This is a genomic window from Candidatus Binatia bacterium (assembly GCA_029243485.1).
Classification (GTDB): domain Bacteria; phylum Desulfobacterota; class Binatia; order UBA12015; family UBA12015; genus VGTG01.
Map to the genome: position 1 here is coordinate 53,080 of JAQWRY010000052.1, position 14,248 is coordinate 67,327.

General features: G+C 64.8%; 16 protein-coding genes. 8 read left to right on the plus strand and 8 right to left on the minus strand.

The window, feature by feature from the left end:
* Positions 1 to 3: 3 nt before the first annotated feature.
* Together P8R42_14280 and P8R42_14285 are read right to left on the minus strand one after the other, a co-directional pair.
* Complete coding sequence (locus tag P8R42_14280) at positions 4 to 1,134, minus strand: AAA family ATPase (protein ID MDG2305779.1); 1,131 nt, start codon at positions 1,132 to 1,134, stop codon at positions 4 to 6.
* Between the two features lie 31 nt (positions 1,135 to 1,165).
* A complete protein-coding gene (locus P8R42_14285) occupies positions 1,166 to 2,977 on the minus strand; it encodes a glycoside hydrolase family 15 protein (GenBank protein MDG2305780.1) in 1,812 nt (603 codons plus the stop codon).
* 121 nt (positions 2,978 to 3,098) lie between these two features.
* Here P8R42_14285 and P8R42_14290 point away from each other — a divergent pair, with 121 nt between their 5' ends.
* Complete coding sequence (locus tag P8R42_14290) at positions 3,099 to 3,977, plus strand: TauD/TfdA family dioxygenase (protein ID MDG2305781.1); 879 nt, start codon at positions 3,099 to 3,101, stop codon at positions 3,975 to 3,977.
* Between the two features lie 4 nt (positions 3,978 to 3,981).
* Complete coding sequence (locus P8R42_14295) at positions 3,982 to 5,085, plus strand: phospholipase (GenBank protein ID MDG2305782.1); 1,104 nt, start codon at positions 3,982 to 3,984, stop codon at positions 5,083 to 5,085.
* On the opposite strand, the gene P8R42_14300 is transcribed toward P8R42_14295, so the two are convergent.
* The 4 genes from P8R42_14300 to P8R42_14315 are packed head-to-tail and all read right to left on the minus strand — an operon-like array spanning position 5,082 to position 8,235.
* Positions 5,082 to 6,530 carry an Nramp family divalent metal transporter gene (locus tag P8R42_14300; protein ID MDG2305783.1) on the minus strand — a complete coding sequence of 483 codons (1,449 nt, stop codon included), beginning with the start codon at positions 6,528 to 6,530 and terminating at the stop codon, positions 5,082 to 5,084. The two genes, P8R42_14295 and P8R42_14300, sit on opposite strands and share 4 nt — an antisense overlap.
* Positions 6,531 to 6,570: 40 nt before the next feature.
* Positions 6,571 to 7,122 (minus strand): hypothetical protein, encoded by a 552-nt coding sequence (locus P8R42_14305; protein ID MDG2305784.1) that lies wholly within the window; start codon positions 7,120 to 7,122, stop codon positions 6,571 to 6,573.
* Positions 7,119 to 7,811 (minus strand): hypothetical protein, encoded by a 693-nt coding sequence (locus tag P8R42_14310; protein MDG2305785.1) that lies wholly within the window; start codon positions 7,809 to 7,811, stop codon positions 7,119 to 7,121. Before P8R42_14310 ends, P8R42_14305 begins: the two co-directional genes overlap by 4 nt.
* Before the next feature lie 4 nt (positions 7,812 to 7,815).
* Positions 7,816 to 8,235 (minus strand): HIT family protein, encoded by a 420-nt coding sequence (locus tag P8R42_14315; protein ID MDG2305786.1) that lies wholly within the window; start codon positions 8,233 to 8,235, stop codon positions 7,816 to 7,818.
* Between the two features lie 43 nt (positions 8,236 to 8,278).
* Between P8R42_14315 and P8R42_14320 the strand changes: the two genes are divergently transcribed.
* Genes P8R42_14320 through P8R42_14345 form a run of 6 tightly spaced genes read left to right on the plus strand, consistent with a single transcriptional unit; the run spans position 8,279 to position 12,596 of the window.
* Positions 8,279 to 8,878, plus strand: a complete 600-nt coding sequence (locus P8R42_14320) for a 2-hydroxychromene-2-carboxylate isomerase (GenBank protein MDG2305787.1) — start codon at positions 8,279 to 8,281, stop codon at positions 8,876 to 8,878.
* Positions 8,879 to 8,920: 42 nt separating this feature from the next.
* Positions 8,921 to 9,067, plus strand: coding sequence for a hypothetical protein (locus P8R42_14325; protein ID MDG2305788.1), 147 nt, complete (start codon positions 8,921 to 8,923; stop codon positions 9,065 to 9,067).
* A complete protein-coding gene (locus tag P8R42_14330) occupies positions 9,060 to 10,253 on the plus strand; it encodes an ABC transporter permease (protein MDG2305789.1) in 1,194 nt (397 codons plus the stop codon). The genes P8R42_14325 and P8R42_14330 overlap by 8 nt, the downstream gene beginning before the upstream one ends.
* Positions 10,254 to 10,255: 2 nt before the next feature.
* Positions 10,256 to 11,053 carry an ATP-binding cassette domain-containing protein gene (locus P8R42_14335; GenBank protein MDG2305790.1) on the plus strand — a complete coding sequence of 266 codons (798 nt, stop codon included), beginning with the start codon at positions 10,256 to 10,258 and terminating at the stop codon, positions 11,051 to 11,053.
* Positions 11,050 to 11,973 carry an MlaD family protein gene (locus tag P8R42_14340; protein MDG2305791.1) on the plus strand — a complete coding sequence of 308 codons (924 nt, stop codon included), beginning with the start codon at positions 11,050 to 11,052 and terminating at the stop codon, positions 11,971 to 11,973. The genes P8R42_14335 and P8R42_14340 overlap by 4 nt, the downstream gene beginning before the upstream one ends.
* Positions 11,970 to 12,596, plus strand: a complete 627-nt coding sequence (locus tag P8R42_14345) for a PqiC family protein (GenBank protein ID MDG2305792.1) — start codon at positions 11,970 to 11,972, stop codon at positions 12,594 to 12,596. Before P8R42_14340 ends, P8R42_14345 begins: the two co-directional genes overlap by 4 nt.
* A 9-nt stretch (positions 12,597 to 12,605) precedes the next feature.
* On the opposite strand, the gene P8R42_14350 is transcribed toward P8R42_14345, so the two are convergent.
* Entirely contained in the window at positions 12,606 to 13,802 is a 1,197-nt protein-coding gene (locus P8R42_14350) for a thiolase family protein (GenBank protein MDG2305793.1), read from the minus strand.
* Complete coding sequence (locus P8R42_14355) at positions 13,802 to 14,242, minus strand: Zn-ribbon domain-containing OB-fold protein (protein MDG2305794.1); 441 nt, start codon at positions 14,240 to 14,242, stop codon at positions 13,802 to 13,804. Before P8R42_14355 ends, P8R42_14350 begins: the two co-directional genes overlap by 1 nt.
* Positions 14,243 to 14,248: the final 6 nt, after the last annotated feature.

Below are 14,248 nucleotides of genomic sequence, written 5' to 3' on the forward strand. Positions count from 1 at the left end.
CGCTCACGTCCCGCCCAGGCCTCGCCGAATCGCGTCGATCTCCGCACGCGCTTGCACCGCGCGCGGGACCTCCCGCCCGGCGGCGGTCGCGTCGCGCTCGAGATCGTCGAGTCGAACCAGAATGCGACGCAGCTTCGTCTCTACCTCGATGATGGCCTGCGTCTGCTCGTCCATGCTCTTCCACCCGCGACCAGCGTACTCCTTCAGCTCGAGCGCCTGGAAGAGAAGTTCCTGGACCTCCTCGTCGTGCCCGTGCACCAGCTTGCGGAGCGCCTCCCGGACGACCTCGCGCTCGGCGGGATCGTTCCACAAGACGTGCTCCAGAAACAGGACTTCCTCGTCACCCACCACGTCATGCCCGCGGAGAAGCGCGAGGCCGCGCAGCAGACCGAGGCTCTGGCGATAGCGGCGATCCGACGCGACCACCTCCTTCTCGCCGAGATCGCGACGGAGCTCGACGATGTGGCCGAGGACCGTCTCCGGAATCTCGATCGCGCGGGCCGCCTCCGCGAGAGTCGCGAGATCGCTCGCCGACAGCATCGTGCCGCCATGCGGTTCGTCCGCTCCCAGCATTCTGAGGAAGCGCCAATCCTCTTCGATGTAGTCGACGACGAACCGCACCAGGAACCGATCGTAGACGGCGGAGAGCTCGTCTTCCTCGGGAAGCTCGTTCGCGGCACCGAAGAGCGTGATCAGCGGGGTCTGAATGCGTTCGCTGCCATTGTCGAAACAGCGCTCGTTCAGGAGCGTGAGGAGCGCGTTCAGAATCGACGAGCTCGCCTTGAAGACCTCGTCGAGGAACGCGATGTGCGCCTCGGGCAGCTTGTTCGTCGTGACGCGCCGGTACTCGTCTCGCTCGAGTGCCTTCAGGCTGACCGCACCGAAGACCTCCTCGGGCGTCGTGAACTTGGTGAGAAGCCACTGAAAGTAGCGTGCGCCCTCGATCCGCCGACAGACCCCATCTGCCAACATCGACTTCGCGGTGCCCGGCGGCCCGACGAGAAGGACGTGTTGGCCGGCAAGCAGCGCCGCCAACGATCCTTCGACCACGGCGTTGCGTTCAATGAAGGCCTGACTCAGCTCGGCGGCAACCGCCTGGAGCTTCTCTCGCGCGGGTTCGACTCCTGGGTCCACACCCAAGGTCTAGCCTCCCCACCTCACGAGGTCACGCGCGCCAATCTCCGTCGAGGCCTCGATTCAGCGCGAATGCGGCGCTGATCAGACCGAGGTGCGTGAAGGCCTGCGGCGTGTTGCCGAGGTGCTCGCCGGAGGGACCGAGCTCTTCGGAGAAGATGCCGAGGTGGTTCGCGTACCCGAGCATCTTTTCGAAGAGGAGCCGCGCGCGGTCGAGCTGCCCGGAGCGCGCCAAGCACTCGACGTACCAGAAGGAGCACATGTTGAAGGTGCCCTCCTCCCCTTCCAGGCCGTCCGAGGCGCCGTGCCCGACTCTATACCGGTAGACGAGAGAGTCATCGACCAGCTCGTTGCCGACCGCCTCGAGCGTCGAGAGCCAACGGGGGTCGTTGGGCGAGATGAAGCGGACCATCGGCATCAACAAGCAGGCGGCGTCCAGCGTCTCGGCCCCTTTGTACTGGACGAAGGCCTGCTTCTTCTCACTCCAGAAGTTGGTCAGGATTTCCTCGTAGATCTCGTCGCGCACCTTGCGCCACCGCGCAATCGGCGCCGGCAGGGAACGCCGATCCGCAAGACGCAATCCCCGGTCCACGGCCACCCAGCAGAGGAGCCGCGAGTACAGGAACTCACGCTGACCGCCGCGCACCTCCCAGATGCCCTCGTCCTCCCGACGCCAGTTCTTGCAAACCCAGTCGATGAGACGGACGAGGTTCCTCCAGAGGTCGATCGAAATCGGCGAACCGTACTTGTCGTACAAGTACACCGAGTCCATCAGTTCCCCGTAGATGTCGAGCTGCAACTGATCGTACGCCGCGTTCCCGATCCGGATCGGCTTCGACTTCTCGTAGCCTTCCAGATGGTCGAGTTCCTGCTCGGGTAGTTCGTGGCGGCCGTCGATGCCGTACATGATCTGCAGGGAGCCGTCGGGCCCCAGTTCGTTGCAGCGCGCCTCGATCCAGCCCATGAAGCCGCGCGCCTCCTCCGTGTAACCGAGACGCAGAAGCGCATAGAGGGTGAACGACGAGTCGCGAATCCACGCGAAGCGATAGTCCCAGTTGCGCTCGCCGCCGATCCCTTCCGGCAAACCAAAGGTCGCCGCGGCGACGAGCGAGCCGTGCTTGCGCGACGTGAGGAGCTTGAGCGTGAGCGCCGAGCGCTGAACCGTCTCGCGCCACCGGCCGGTGTAGTTCGAATGCTGCGACCACGAGTGCCAGAACTTCACGGTCTCGTCGAAAGCGAGCTTGCACCAGTCGCCGAGATGCTTCCCCACTTCCTGCTCGGCTGCGGCGTTCTCGAGATAGAAGTCCACGTGCTCACCCGCATGAAGCTCGAAGTCGGCGATCACGTCCCCGTCGCGCAGGCTGAGCTCCTGCGTGCTTCGAAGCCGCACTACGGTTTTGTCTTCACCCGTCGATCGGAAGAGGACCGCGTCCTTGCGCCGATGCGCGGTATGCTTCGAGCGTCCGTAGTCGAAGCGCGGTGCGCATTCCGCCTGGAACCGAACGACACCGCGGACCGTGCGAACGCGGCGCACGATTGCACTTCGATGTTCGTCGGCTGAGATCGGCATGAAGTCGATGATCTCGGCGACGCCCGTGGAGGCGAGGAACCTCGTCATGAGCACGTTGGTGTCGGGGAGGTACATCTGAGTGCGCTTCGCGTGCCCCAGATGCGGCGTGATGCGGAACCGCCCCCCCTTCTCTGAATCCAGCATCGCCGCGAAGATCGTCGGGGAGTCGAACTCCGGGAACGAAAGGAAGTCGATCGATCCGTCGAGCCCGACCAGCGCGACCGTCTCCAGATTGCCGATAATCCCGTAGTTCTCGATCGGCTGATAGCTCACAACGCAACCCCCTCAGACACCTGCATCTGTCTTGTATGCCCGGGGTGAGGAGAGAAAGAAAGCCGTTCGACCGATCGGACCCTTCCCTCAGAGCCCCGAGACGGCGTAAGACGGCGTTACCATGGCACTGGAAGTCACCAAGGCGAACCAAGCCTGCGGCGCGGATGTCCGCGGCGTCGACCTCACGAAGCCTCTCAGCGCAGGAGACGTCGTCGCCATACGCACGGCATGGCTCGAGAATCACGTCCTGGCGTTTCCCGATCAGCCCATGACGGACGACGACCTCGAGCGGTTCACACTCTATTTCGGTCCGTTCGGAGCGGATCCGTTCATCGCGCCGATCGCCGGACGTGAGCACATCATCGCCGTGCACCGCGCAGCCGACGAGACCGCGTCAATCTTCGCTGAGGCCTGGCACACCGACTGGAGCTTCCAGGTGAACCCGCCGGCCGGGACGTGCTTGTTCGGGATCACGATCCCGAAGGCGGGCGGTGACACGCTGTTCGCCAACCAGCACAAGGCGCTGGACGAGATGCCGGGAGAGCTACGGAGACGACTCACCGGGAAGAAGGCGGTTCACTCGGCCGGCGTCGCCTACGGACGCGGGGGCATCTACGGCGAAAGCGATCAGCAGTCCGAGCGCGCGATGGAGATTCTTTACTCCGACGAGGCGGACGAGGCTCACAGTCACCCGCTCATCCGGAAGCACCCCGAGACCGGGCGCGAGGGCATCTTCGGCTGCCTTGGATACATCCGCGGGATCGAGGGCATGGAACACGAAGAGGCGATGGCCCTCCTGATGGAACTGTACCAGTGGCAGGGTCGGCCCGAGTTCCAATACCGCCACACGTGGGAACCGGACATGCTCGTCCTGTGGGACAACCGCTCGGTCCTCCACATGGCGACCGCTGGCTACGACGGCCACGAACGACTCCTCCACCGCACGACCATCGGCAATACGGCGGGGTTTGCAGAGGGTGGTCCTCCTCGCGCAGGGTAACGGCATGATCGACGATCCTGGATTTCTGGACCGACTTTCAAAGTTGGGGCCGGCGTTGCTCGGTGGGCTCGATGCGCTCGAGACCGCGCGGCGGCACCTGCACCCCCAGCGGTTCGATGAGATTCGGGCGGCGCTCGGACCATGGCATGAGAAGCTGACCGGGGCGCTCGAAGTGTTCGAGGGGACGGAGACGCCCGAGGAGGCCCGCCCGTTCGCCGAGCAGATCACGAAGTCCGCACATGCCGCGGAGAAGGCGCTGGCCGGGTTTCTCGAGCCGGTATCCGGGCCCCAGGAAATCCTCCGTGCGATGCACCTGCACTGCCAGGCGCAGCAGTTCCTGTACCCGCTTCGCAAGGTCCTGCCGCCGGTGAGTCGGTTCTTCGTCGAACCGGCGTTTCGCGATCGGCTCGTAGAGATCGACCCGGAGCCCGCGGAAGGATTACAGGTAGGCCTTCATCGCGCCGGCGGGGTTCCACCGCAACGCGGTGGCTTCGCCCTCTACGTGCCCGAGAGCTACGACGGAACGCAGGACTGGCCGCTCGTCGTCGCCCTCCACGGGGGCAGCGGCGACGGCGCCGACTTCCTGTGGACGTGGCTCGCAGAAGCCCGTGGGCGGCGCTTCCTGCTGCTCGCGCCGACGGCACGGGGCGACACCTGGTCGATGATGGGTCCCGATGTCGACGCCCCCGCGTTGTGCTCGATGGTCGACTACATCCAGAACAACTGGAAGGTCGACGCCTCCCACATTCTGCTGACCGGCTTGTCGGACGGCGCGACCTACAGCCTACTCCTCGGCCTGCAGGAAGGGTCGCCGTTCACCGCACTGGCGCCGGTCTCCGGAGTGCTCCATCCCGCAAACATGGAGAACGGCAACATCGGCCGCGCGAAGGGAAAGCGCATCTACCTGGTGCACGGCACACTCGACTGGCTCTTCCCCGTCATGATCGCGCACAGAACGCGCGACGCGCTTGAAGAGGCCGGCGCCGAACTCGTCTTTCGCGAGATCGAAGACCTGTCGCACACCTACCCACGCGAGGAGAACGACAAGATCCTCACGTGGTTCGACCCGAGCCTGGCGCTCCCCGCCGTCGAGGTCGAGGCCGACTAGCCCGCGACCTCCCACCAGAGGCAGGCGATCGCGAATCCGACGTAGACGGCACCCGCGATGCCGGTCATCACCGTGCAAACAAGGCCCGGTCGGGCCGCGCGCGGCAGGTAGCGCAGGTTGATGTAGAGTGTCACCGGCACGTAGATCGCCATCGCGAAGCCGCCCATGTAGGCCGCGTTGAAGAGGAAGCCGAGCTCGCTCACGCCGGCATTCTCCATCACGTAGGTGATCGCGCACCCCGCCACGATCCACACGCTCGCCACGACGAGGTACCACCAGTTCACGCTACGCGCGCGGGCCGCTTCGAAGTTCGTGTGCACGATGTCGGCGACGCTGCGGGCAACGCCGTCCAGTACCGCCAACTGCGTGCTGAACAGCGTGGCCAGTCCCACCAGGAGGAAGATCATGCGCCCGGTGGGGCCCCACACGCCCTCGAGGATTGCGGCTTCGTCCCAGATGAGCGACCCCGCCGCCGGTACGACGCCCTGCGGATGTAGGACCGCGAGCGCGCCGAAAATGAAGAGGAGAATCGTGACGGTGTTCAGGCCCCAGAAGAACAAAATCTGGTCCTGCTTGATGTAGGTCCACCACGACTGGAACCGCTTCGTGTTCTGCTCGGTGTCCTCGAACGTGAAGCCGGTCGAGGCGATCGCTTCGGTGCGTCCGCGCAACGGGTTCTGAAGCGTTGGCACGTGTGCGCCCATGCCGATCCCTTTATCGCGGAGGTAGAACGAGTAGAACAGATTCGCCGTTCCCCCGGCGCCGGCGAAGACGATCGCGATAAACAGAGCCTTCACGGACATGCCGGGCGCGCGGTAGCCGACGTTGAGGATTCCCGCGCCGAGTTCCTGCCAGGCCGTCTGCGTGCCGACGGCGATCGCCACGATGACGAGGCCGAGCGTCACGATGACAACGAGAACCTCGACCGTTCGCTCGACGGCCAGGTACGCGACCTTCGGCCCGAAGAGAATCGCAGCCGCCGCGCCAAACGTCACGACAGTCCAGAACGTGTCGGAGCCGAATCCTTGCGGTCCCACGAGGATCGCCTTCAACGCGAGCCCCGACGCCCGAGCCCACCCCGGCGCGAGCCACGCGAGCACCGTGAGCAGAATGAACAGCGGACCGAACCCGCGCCATACGCGCGCAAAGCCCGTGTAGATCGTCTCCCCGGTCGCCACGGTCCATCGCGCGACCTCGAGGTTCACCCACATCTGCAGGAAGATCCCGAGGACCGCGGCCCACACCATCGAGCCCCCGTACTCGGCAACGATCCGGGGCCAGATGACGATCTCTCCGGCACCGATGGACAGGCCCACGAGAATCGCGCCGGGCCCAGCCATCCGCCAGAAGGAGAGCTTCCGCTCAGGAAGGTCCCGCGTTTCCGGATCGTCGAGGCGCGTGAACAGAGTCCGCCCGCAATAGCGCGACCCGGGCCCCGATTTCAACGGAGGTCGATTCCTCGCAATGGCGGATGGTCGACGCCCGCTACGGTGCCGGAATGATTTCCTGGAGCGGCCGGAGCCTCTCGAGGAGGAAGAAACTCGGCGTCCCCATCCGAATCCCCGCCAGGTCGACATACGACCAACCGAGGAGATGCTCCACGCTTCCCTCTTCCAGCGCCACGATCGGATCGCGGATCAACCCGGTGGGGTCGAGCCCGGGGTTCCCCCCGAGCCCGTAGTCCAGCATGAGCCCTCTGCGGATCGGGTACGGGATCACGTACCGGTCGAGAGACTCGACCCGGTAGTGCCCGAAGCGGATCGGTGCCCCATCCTTCTGCATCGCCTCGATCGGCCCGTCGATCCCGTGCTGCTCGAGCCGCATGTTCCAGCCCCGCACGACACCCGTGTCGGGCTCGCGATGAAACGCCTTGAGAAACGTCTTCCAAGCGAGGCGATCGACGAACTCCGGCAGCCCGAGACTGATCCCGCGGTACTCCCAATCGGCGATCGCATCGACGTCGATCGGGTGGCCATCGACGAGACGGTCCATGAGACCGACCCGACGCGTCGCGAGAAGCTCGTCTCGAAGGCTCACGCGGGAACTCGCGCCGGCCCGAGATGGAACGTCCCGCGCCGCCACGCACGCCACGTGTCGGCGGGCGTCGTCGGCTGGCGCGCGCACCAGTCGAGGTACGCGAGGAACGAAATGTCCGGATCGCGCTGCTCGTCCGGAGGCAACTCGATCTCGCCGAGGGCCGCCCGTTCGACGACCTCTAGAAGAGTCTCGTGATATTTCTCGTAGACCACCAGGTCCCGCAGCCATGCCGCGCGCTTCGGATCCCGGTTCTCGACCACCCCACGCGCGTGCCCCAGAAGGTCTTCTGTGCATCCAGGGTGGATCGAGAGCATCTGCAGATCGTAGACGAACTGGTTCCCGTCGTGGTGCGTTCCGAGCATGTGGCGAACCAGACGCTCCGGCGTACTGAGCAACCCCGACAGATCCCACGGCGCGACGGACCCTTCGCGCAGAAGAAACGGGAAGCGCAGTGGTCGCTTCTCGAGAAGGCGCGCACGCCACCCGGAACGAACCGGGTGAGCGGCACTCATCCCGATCGTCTCGGGCCGGAACGCGATCCGATGCCACATCCGAAGAACACCGAGCTCGATCTGCCAGAGATTCGGAACGCGTTCCACGAGACCCGCCTGACGAACGGCTTCCAAGTTGAACCGCACCCGGTCCGGGCGGAGCAGAAGCAAGAACGCATGCACGGGGGTCCGCCGCATGCGCCTAGTCCAACACGGCCGCAATCTTCGTGGCCAACTCGGCCAGTCGTGCGGGATCGCCCGGCTTACGCGTGTGAAGTTCCAGCGGTTGATCCGCCCAGCGCGGGAGAAGATGCATGTGATAGTGGAAGACGGTCTGTCCGGCCGCGGCTCCGTTCAGCTGGAAAACCATCATGCCTTCCGGGCGGACGGCCTCGCGCAGAGCCGTCGCGACCCGCTTGGACGTCGCCATCAGCGAGGACAGCGCTTCGGGATCTGCATCGAACAGGTCCTTGCAGTGGCTCTTCGGGATGAGCAGCGTGTGCCCGTCGGATACGGGGAAAATATCCATGAAAACGAGCGTGTGTTCGTCCTCGTAGACCTTGTTCGCGTCTGCCTTCCCCGCAACGATCAGGCAGAAGATGCAGTTGGGATCATGGGGCATGTTTTTGGTTTAGCGTCCTTTGAGGGCCCAGTGCTACACGACTGTGGTGGCTGTCGTCGAGTTCTGGTTCGAGTTCGCCAGTACCTACTCCCATCCCGCCGTCCAGCGGATCGGGACATTGGCTGAGGACCGCGGGGTTCCTCTCGTCTGGCGGCCGTTCCTCCTGGGCCCGATCTTCGGCGCCCAGGGCTGGGCCGACTCGCCGTTCAACCTCTACCCCGCAAAGGGCGCGTACATGTGGCGGGATCTCGAACGAGTCTGCGCGGCGCACGGCATCCGCTGGCGGAAGCCGTCGGTGTTCCCGCGCAACGGCCTGACCGCCGCGCGCGTCACGGTCGCCGCCGACGGCGAAGCCTGGCAGCCCGACCTCATCCGCGCGCTCTATCGCGCAAACTTCGTCGACGACCGCGAGATCGGCGAGCCGGAGATCGTCGCCGAGGTCCTGGCGTCGATCGGGCAAGACCCTACCCGGTGGCTCGAACGAGCCTCCGCCACCGAGACGAAGACTCGCCTGCGTCTGCAGACCGAGCGTGCAGTCGAGCTCGGCATCTTCGGCGCGCCCAGCGTCACTGTGGGAACCGAGCTGTTTTGGGGCGACGACCGACTCGAAGCGGCACTCGACCTCGCTGCGAAATCTGACTGAATTCCATCGCACTCGCCGCCGTCGGGTACGCGATTCGCCTCGATGGGTTCTCCGGCCGGTGGGCGCCGCTGGCCGTCGGGCTGGGCTTTCGAACACGACCTGGAACCGGGCCTCGTCGCGCTGCTCATCGGCACGGGGATCCCCCTCTCGATGCTCATCGCTCCGATTTGGTGGAACTCGATTGGCTGATCCGTTGGACACACTTGCGGGGATTCCGCACAGTGGCGTGGACGTGTCCGCTGAGCGCGAGGTAAGCCTCGACCGGTCGCCCGGAGGTGCCCTGCGGGTGCGACTTTCGGGTGCGTGGGGTTTAGATGAGGGTGAGGGGTTGCCGCCGGTCGAGCCGGTTCGGCGCGAGCTCTCCACCGATCCGCCGCCCAACCAGGTCGAATTCGACGTGAGCCAGCTTTCCGGCTGGGACAGCGGCGTGCTGAGCTTCCTCGTCCAGGTCGACGATCTCTGCACCGAACGCGGCGTGGCGACCGACCGTGCGAGCCTTCCGGAAGGGCTCCGGCGGATGGTCGAGTTGGCCACCGCCGTCCCGGAAACGAAGGACGCCAAAGACAACTCCGGCAAGCCGTCCGGCATGGTCGCCCGGCTCGGCGCCGCGACGCAGAGCGCCTCCGAAGGCGGCGGCGAGATGGTCACCTTCATGGGTGAGGTCACGGCTTCGATCGGCCGGATGTTCCGCGGGCAGGCCCGCTTCCGGATGGTCGACCTGTGGTCGTTCGTTCAGGACTGCGGCGTCCAGGCTCTGCCGATCGTCACACTGATCAGCTTTCTCGTCGGGCTGATCCTCGCCTTCGTCGGCGCGGTCCAGCTCGAGCAGTTCGGCGCACAGATCTACGTCGCGAATCTCGTCGGAATCGCGATGGCGAGAGAGATGGGCGCCATGATGGCTGCCATCATCATGGCCGGGCGAACCGGAGCGGCATTCGCCGCCCAACTCGGGACCATGCGCGTCAATCAGGAGATCGACGCTCTGCAGGTCATGGGTCTCCCACCGATGGACTTCCTGGTCCTTCCGCGGGTGATCGCGCTTTGCTTGATGATGCCCCTCCTCACACTATACGCCGATCTCGTCGGCATCATCGGCGGCGGTGTCGTCGGGGCCGCGATGCTCGACCTGACCCCCGTCGTCTACTGGGACCAGACCGTCTACGGCGTGACCCTCAATGACTTCACGACGGGCCTCATCAAGGCATCGGTCTTCGGAATGCTCATCGCCTTCTCGGGCTGCCTGCGCGGGATGCAGTGCGGCAACAGCGCGTCCGCGGTCGGCGACGCGGCAACGTCGGCCGTCGTCACCGGCATCGTGATGATCATCGTAGCTGACGCGACGTTTACCGTCGTGTTCAACATCATCGGTTTCTAGTCATGACGGATCCGAATCCAAACCCGAGCGGCAACGCTTCCGAGGCCGAAATCACCGTACGCGACCTCACGATGGCGTACGGAAGCTTCGTTCTGATGCGCGACATCGACTTCTCCGTCCAGCGCAGCAGCATCTTCATCATCATGGGCGGCAGCGGGAGCGGGAAAAGCACACTCCTCCGTCACATGATCGGCCTCAAAGAGCCCGCAAAGGGCGAGATCTTCTACGGCAAAGAGAGCTTCACCAAAGCCCACGCCGCGGATCGCGAGCGCATGGTGCGACGACTCGGCGTGCTCTTCCAGAGCGGCGCCCTGTTCAGCTCGTTGACCCTCGCCGAGAACATCGGGCTTCCCCTGGGTGAGTACACCGACCTGAGCCCCGGCGACATCCGCGAACTCGCGTCTTTGAAGCTGGCGCTCGTCGGTCTGCGCGGCTTCGAAGACTTCTACCCCGCCGAGATCAGTGGCGGGATGCAGAAACGGGCCGGGCTCGCCCGCGCGCTGGCGTTGGACCCCGACGTGCTCTTCTTCGACGAGCCGTCGGCCGGCCTCGACCCGATCAGCTCACGACGCCTCGACGAACTCCTTCTCGAACTTCGCGACAACCTGGGCGCGACCATCGCGGTCGTGACCCACGAGCTGGCCAGTATCTTCACCATCGCGGACGACTGCGTGTTCCTCGACCCCGAGAGCCGCACGATGATCGCGACCGGGAACCCCCGCGAATTGCGGGACCATTCGGACGACCCTCGCGTGCGCACGTTTCTGCGGCGAGGCGAGGATGGGGCGGAGGCAGGATGAAAAAGGCGAGTCCGACCCTGATCGGGGTCTTCGTCCTGGGAGCCATCGCGTTGGCCCTAGGCGGTGTGATCATCTTCGGCTCCGGGAAGTTCTTCGAGAAAAGAACCCGGATCATCATGTACTTCGAAGGATCCGTGAACGGTTTGTCCGTCGGATCCCCGCTCAAGTTCAAGGGTGTCCCGATCGGCTCGGTGGCGGAGATTCGCTTGATGGTCGACCAGGAGGAGAACATCGTCGCGATTCCCGTCGTCGCGGAGATCGACGACGGCAAAGTCGCGACCGACCTTGGAACCTCTCTCCACCTCAATGATCAGAACATCAACGAACTCGTCCAGGCGGGACTCCGCGCGACCCTCGAAAGCCAGAGTCTCGTCACCGGGCTTCTGTTCGTGGGCCTCGACATCGTGCCCGATAGCGGCGCGGCCACACTGCACATCCAGAGCCAGTACCCCCAGATCCCCACGCTGCCCTCGACCTTCGAGCAGTTCAGCGCGACGCTGACCGAGGTGCTGAAGCAGGTCCGCCAGGTCGACTTCAAGAAGCTCGGCGACGGGATCACGCAGACGGTCGACGGCCTCAACAAGATCGTGAACTCACCCGAGATCGCCGACACGATCGAGGAACTGGACCAGACTCTCGTGGCGATGCGCCAGGCGATCGAAGAGATCAACAACGCGGTAGGCCCGGTCACGCAGAACTTCGAAGACGCCACGAAGGAAGCGACGAAGGTTTTCGACACCCTTCGTCAGACGATCGAGACGGCGCAGGCGCTGATTCAGCCGGACGCCCCGCTCGCCTATGAACTCGAACAAACCATCAAGGACGTGGGCGGCGCCGCACGTGCTCTGAAGCAGCTCGCAGACCTGGTCGACGAACAACCCACCGTGCTCCTGTACGGCAAGGAAGGGGAGAGGGAATGATCCGACGTGCCATGGATCCCATGAGATTCGCCCCGCTGCTGGTCGCGCTGTTCGCAACCGGCTGCTCGCTGTTCAGCGCGCCCACGGTGACCCCGACGCGCTTCTTCGTACTCACCGGCGACCGAACGCTCAGCAGCGGCACCGACAGCAACGCAAAGGTGTCGATCGGCGTCGGCCCGTTCACGTTCCCGCGCTACCTGTCACGGAAGCAGATGGTGCGACGGACGGACCCGAACCAGGTCGTGTTCTCGCAGTTCAACAAATGGGCGGAGCCCGTGGAAGCGGGCTTCCTGCGGGTCATGGCGGAGAATATCGGCTGGGCGATAGGCACCAGCCAGGTCCTGCTCTTTCCGTGGTACGAGATCCCGCTCGAGTACCAGGTGAAGGGTGAAGTCCTCCGATTCGAGACGAACGACGATAGCGAGGCCGTCCTCGAGTGCGTCTGGACGGTCTACCAACTCCATCAGAAGAAGTACCTCGTGACACGCCACGCCGACCTGCGTCGACCGATCACTTCGGACAACCCCGACGACATCGCAGCTACGTTGAGCGCACTCACGGCCGACCTCGCTCGCGAGATCGGGCGCACCGTACTCACCGAAGCCGCGACCCACCGGCGCTGACGCGCTCCCTCATCCCCGGGTCAGCAATAGGCAGCCGCAGGTATTTCCACCCCCGGCAGCGGCAACCGCGACTTCGGGGGCCTTCGGCACCTGACGCTCGCCCCCTTCACCCCAAAGCTGCACGCACGCTTCGTGGAGAAAACCGAACCCGTGCAGTCGCCCTGCGGATAGCTGCCCACCGTGGGTGTTGATCGGAAGCTCTCCATCACGCGCGATCCGCTGCCCGCCCTCGATGAAGGGACCGCCCTCCCCCGGCTTGCAGAAGCCGAGAGCTTCGAGCCAGGAAAGCGTGAGGAAACTGAATCCGTCGTACGCTTCGAGAATGTCGACATCCGACGGCTTCAGATCCGTACGTGTCCAGAGATGCGCTCCGGCATCGCGGGTCGCCATCGTCGTCAGGTCGTCGAATTGATCCCACGAGGGTCGGCCGCGTAGGGCCGTGCCCACCGCCTCCACCTGGATCGGCGTCTTCCGGAGATCCTTCGCGTGGTCGACGTGCGAGACGACGAAGGCGGTCGCCCCGTCGCATGGCACATCGCAGTCGAAGAGGCAGAACGGCTCAGAAATCATCCGGGCGGCGAAATAGTCCTCCATCGACATGGGGTCGCGGTAGATCGCATTGGGATTGAGGCCGGCGTTCTTGCGGGCGTTGATCGGAATCTGTGCGAGCTGTTCGCGCGTCGTCCCGTACTCGTGAAAGTGCTTTTGTGCGAAAAGCGCGATCCAGATGGCCGCGGACGGCGCGGCGAACGGCAACGTCCACGAGAGAGGGCCACTCGCTCGGAAACCGCTCCCTCCCTCCGAGCCGATCCCCTGGCGGCCCCCCGCACCCTGCGCACTTCCCTCGAACACGCTGCGGAAGCACAGGACGTGCTTTGCGAGCCCCGCACCGACAGCGAGACAAGCCTTGATCACCGCGCCGAGCTGGCCGGAGGTCTCGATGCCCGAGTCAAACCAGCTGAGTTCCAAGCGCAGCGCGTCGTGCAGGTCCGTGGCGCTCGCCCCGCTGAAGCCCGGGTTGCCGATGGCCATCCCGGGATAGGTCGACAGTCCGTCGATGTCCGAAATCTCGAGGCCGGCATCCTTCACGGCCGCGAGACACCCGTCGATCGTGAGCTCCAACGGATCCCGATACAGACGACGTCCGATCTCCGACTGGCCTATCCCAGTGATACAGGCCTTCTTCTCCAGAGTCTCGGTCGCCATCAAGCTTCCCCTCCGGCGGGTCGGAAGAGCGGGATCCAGATGACGTCCTCTCCATCGGGCTGCTTCTCGAAGACCACCTCGACCGGCATCCCGATGTAGACGTCTTCGGGCGCGCACCCGACGATGTTGGTCGTGAGGCGAATCGTCGGATCCTCCTCGATCTCGACGATGGCGACGACGTACGGAAGCTCCGGTCCCGGCATCCACATCTGGTGGTTCACCGTGTACGTCGCGACCTTCGCCCTTCCTGAGACCGCCTCCGGCGCGACATTCTTCGAATGGTCTTGGTAACAGACCCCCACCGGCGGGTGGATCCGCGTCCCGCAGTCGCCACACCGAAGGAAGCGCAACTCTCCCTGTTCCCCACCGGTCCAGAACGGGCGATTCAGATCCGTGAGCCGCGGGAGCAAGCGAAAGGGTGGGGTTTCGTCTGTAGTCAACGTCGT

Coding starts and splice junctions, on each gene's coding strand:
- P8R42_14325 (MDG2305788.1), top strand. CDS start 8,921: ATGGGTTCTCCGGCCGGTGGGCGCCGCTGGCCGTCGGGCTGGGCTTTC.
- P8R42_14315 (MDG2305786.1), bottom strand. CDS start 8,235: ATGCCCCATGATCCCAACTGCATCTTCTGCCTGATCGTTGCGGGGAAG.
- P8R42_14290 (MDG2305781.1), top strand. CDS start 3,099: ATGGCACTGGAAGTCACCAAGGCGAACCAAGCCTGCGGCGCGGATGTC.
- P8R42_14295 (MDG2305782.1), top strand. CDS start 3,982: ATGATCGACGATCCTGGATTTCTGGACCGACTTTCAAAGTTGGGGCCG.
- P8R42_14310 (MDG2305785.1), bottom strand. CDS start 7,811: ATGCGGCGGACCCCCGTGCATGCGTTCTTGCTTCTGCTCCGCCCGGAC.
- P8R42_14350 (MDG2305793.1), bottom strand. CDS start 13,802: ATGGCGACCGAGACTCTGGAGAAGAAGGCCTGTATCACTGGGATAGGC.
- P8R42_14340 (MDG2305791.1), top strand. CDS start 11,050: ATGAAAAAGGCGAGTCCGACCCTGATCGGGGTCTTCGTCCTGGGAGCC.
- P8R42_14335 (MDG2305790.1), top strand. CDS start 10,256: ATGACGGATCCGAATCCAAACCCGAGCGGCAACGCTTCCGAGGCCGAA.
- P8R42_14345 (MDG2305792.1), top strand. CDS start 11,970: ATGATCCGACGTGCCATGGATCCCATGAGATTCGCCCCGCTGCTGGTC.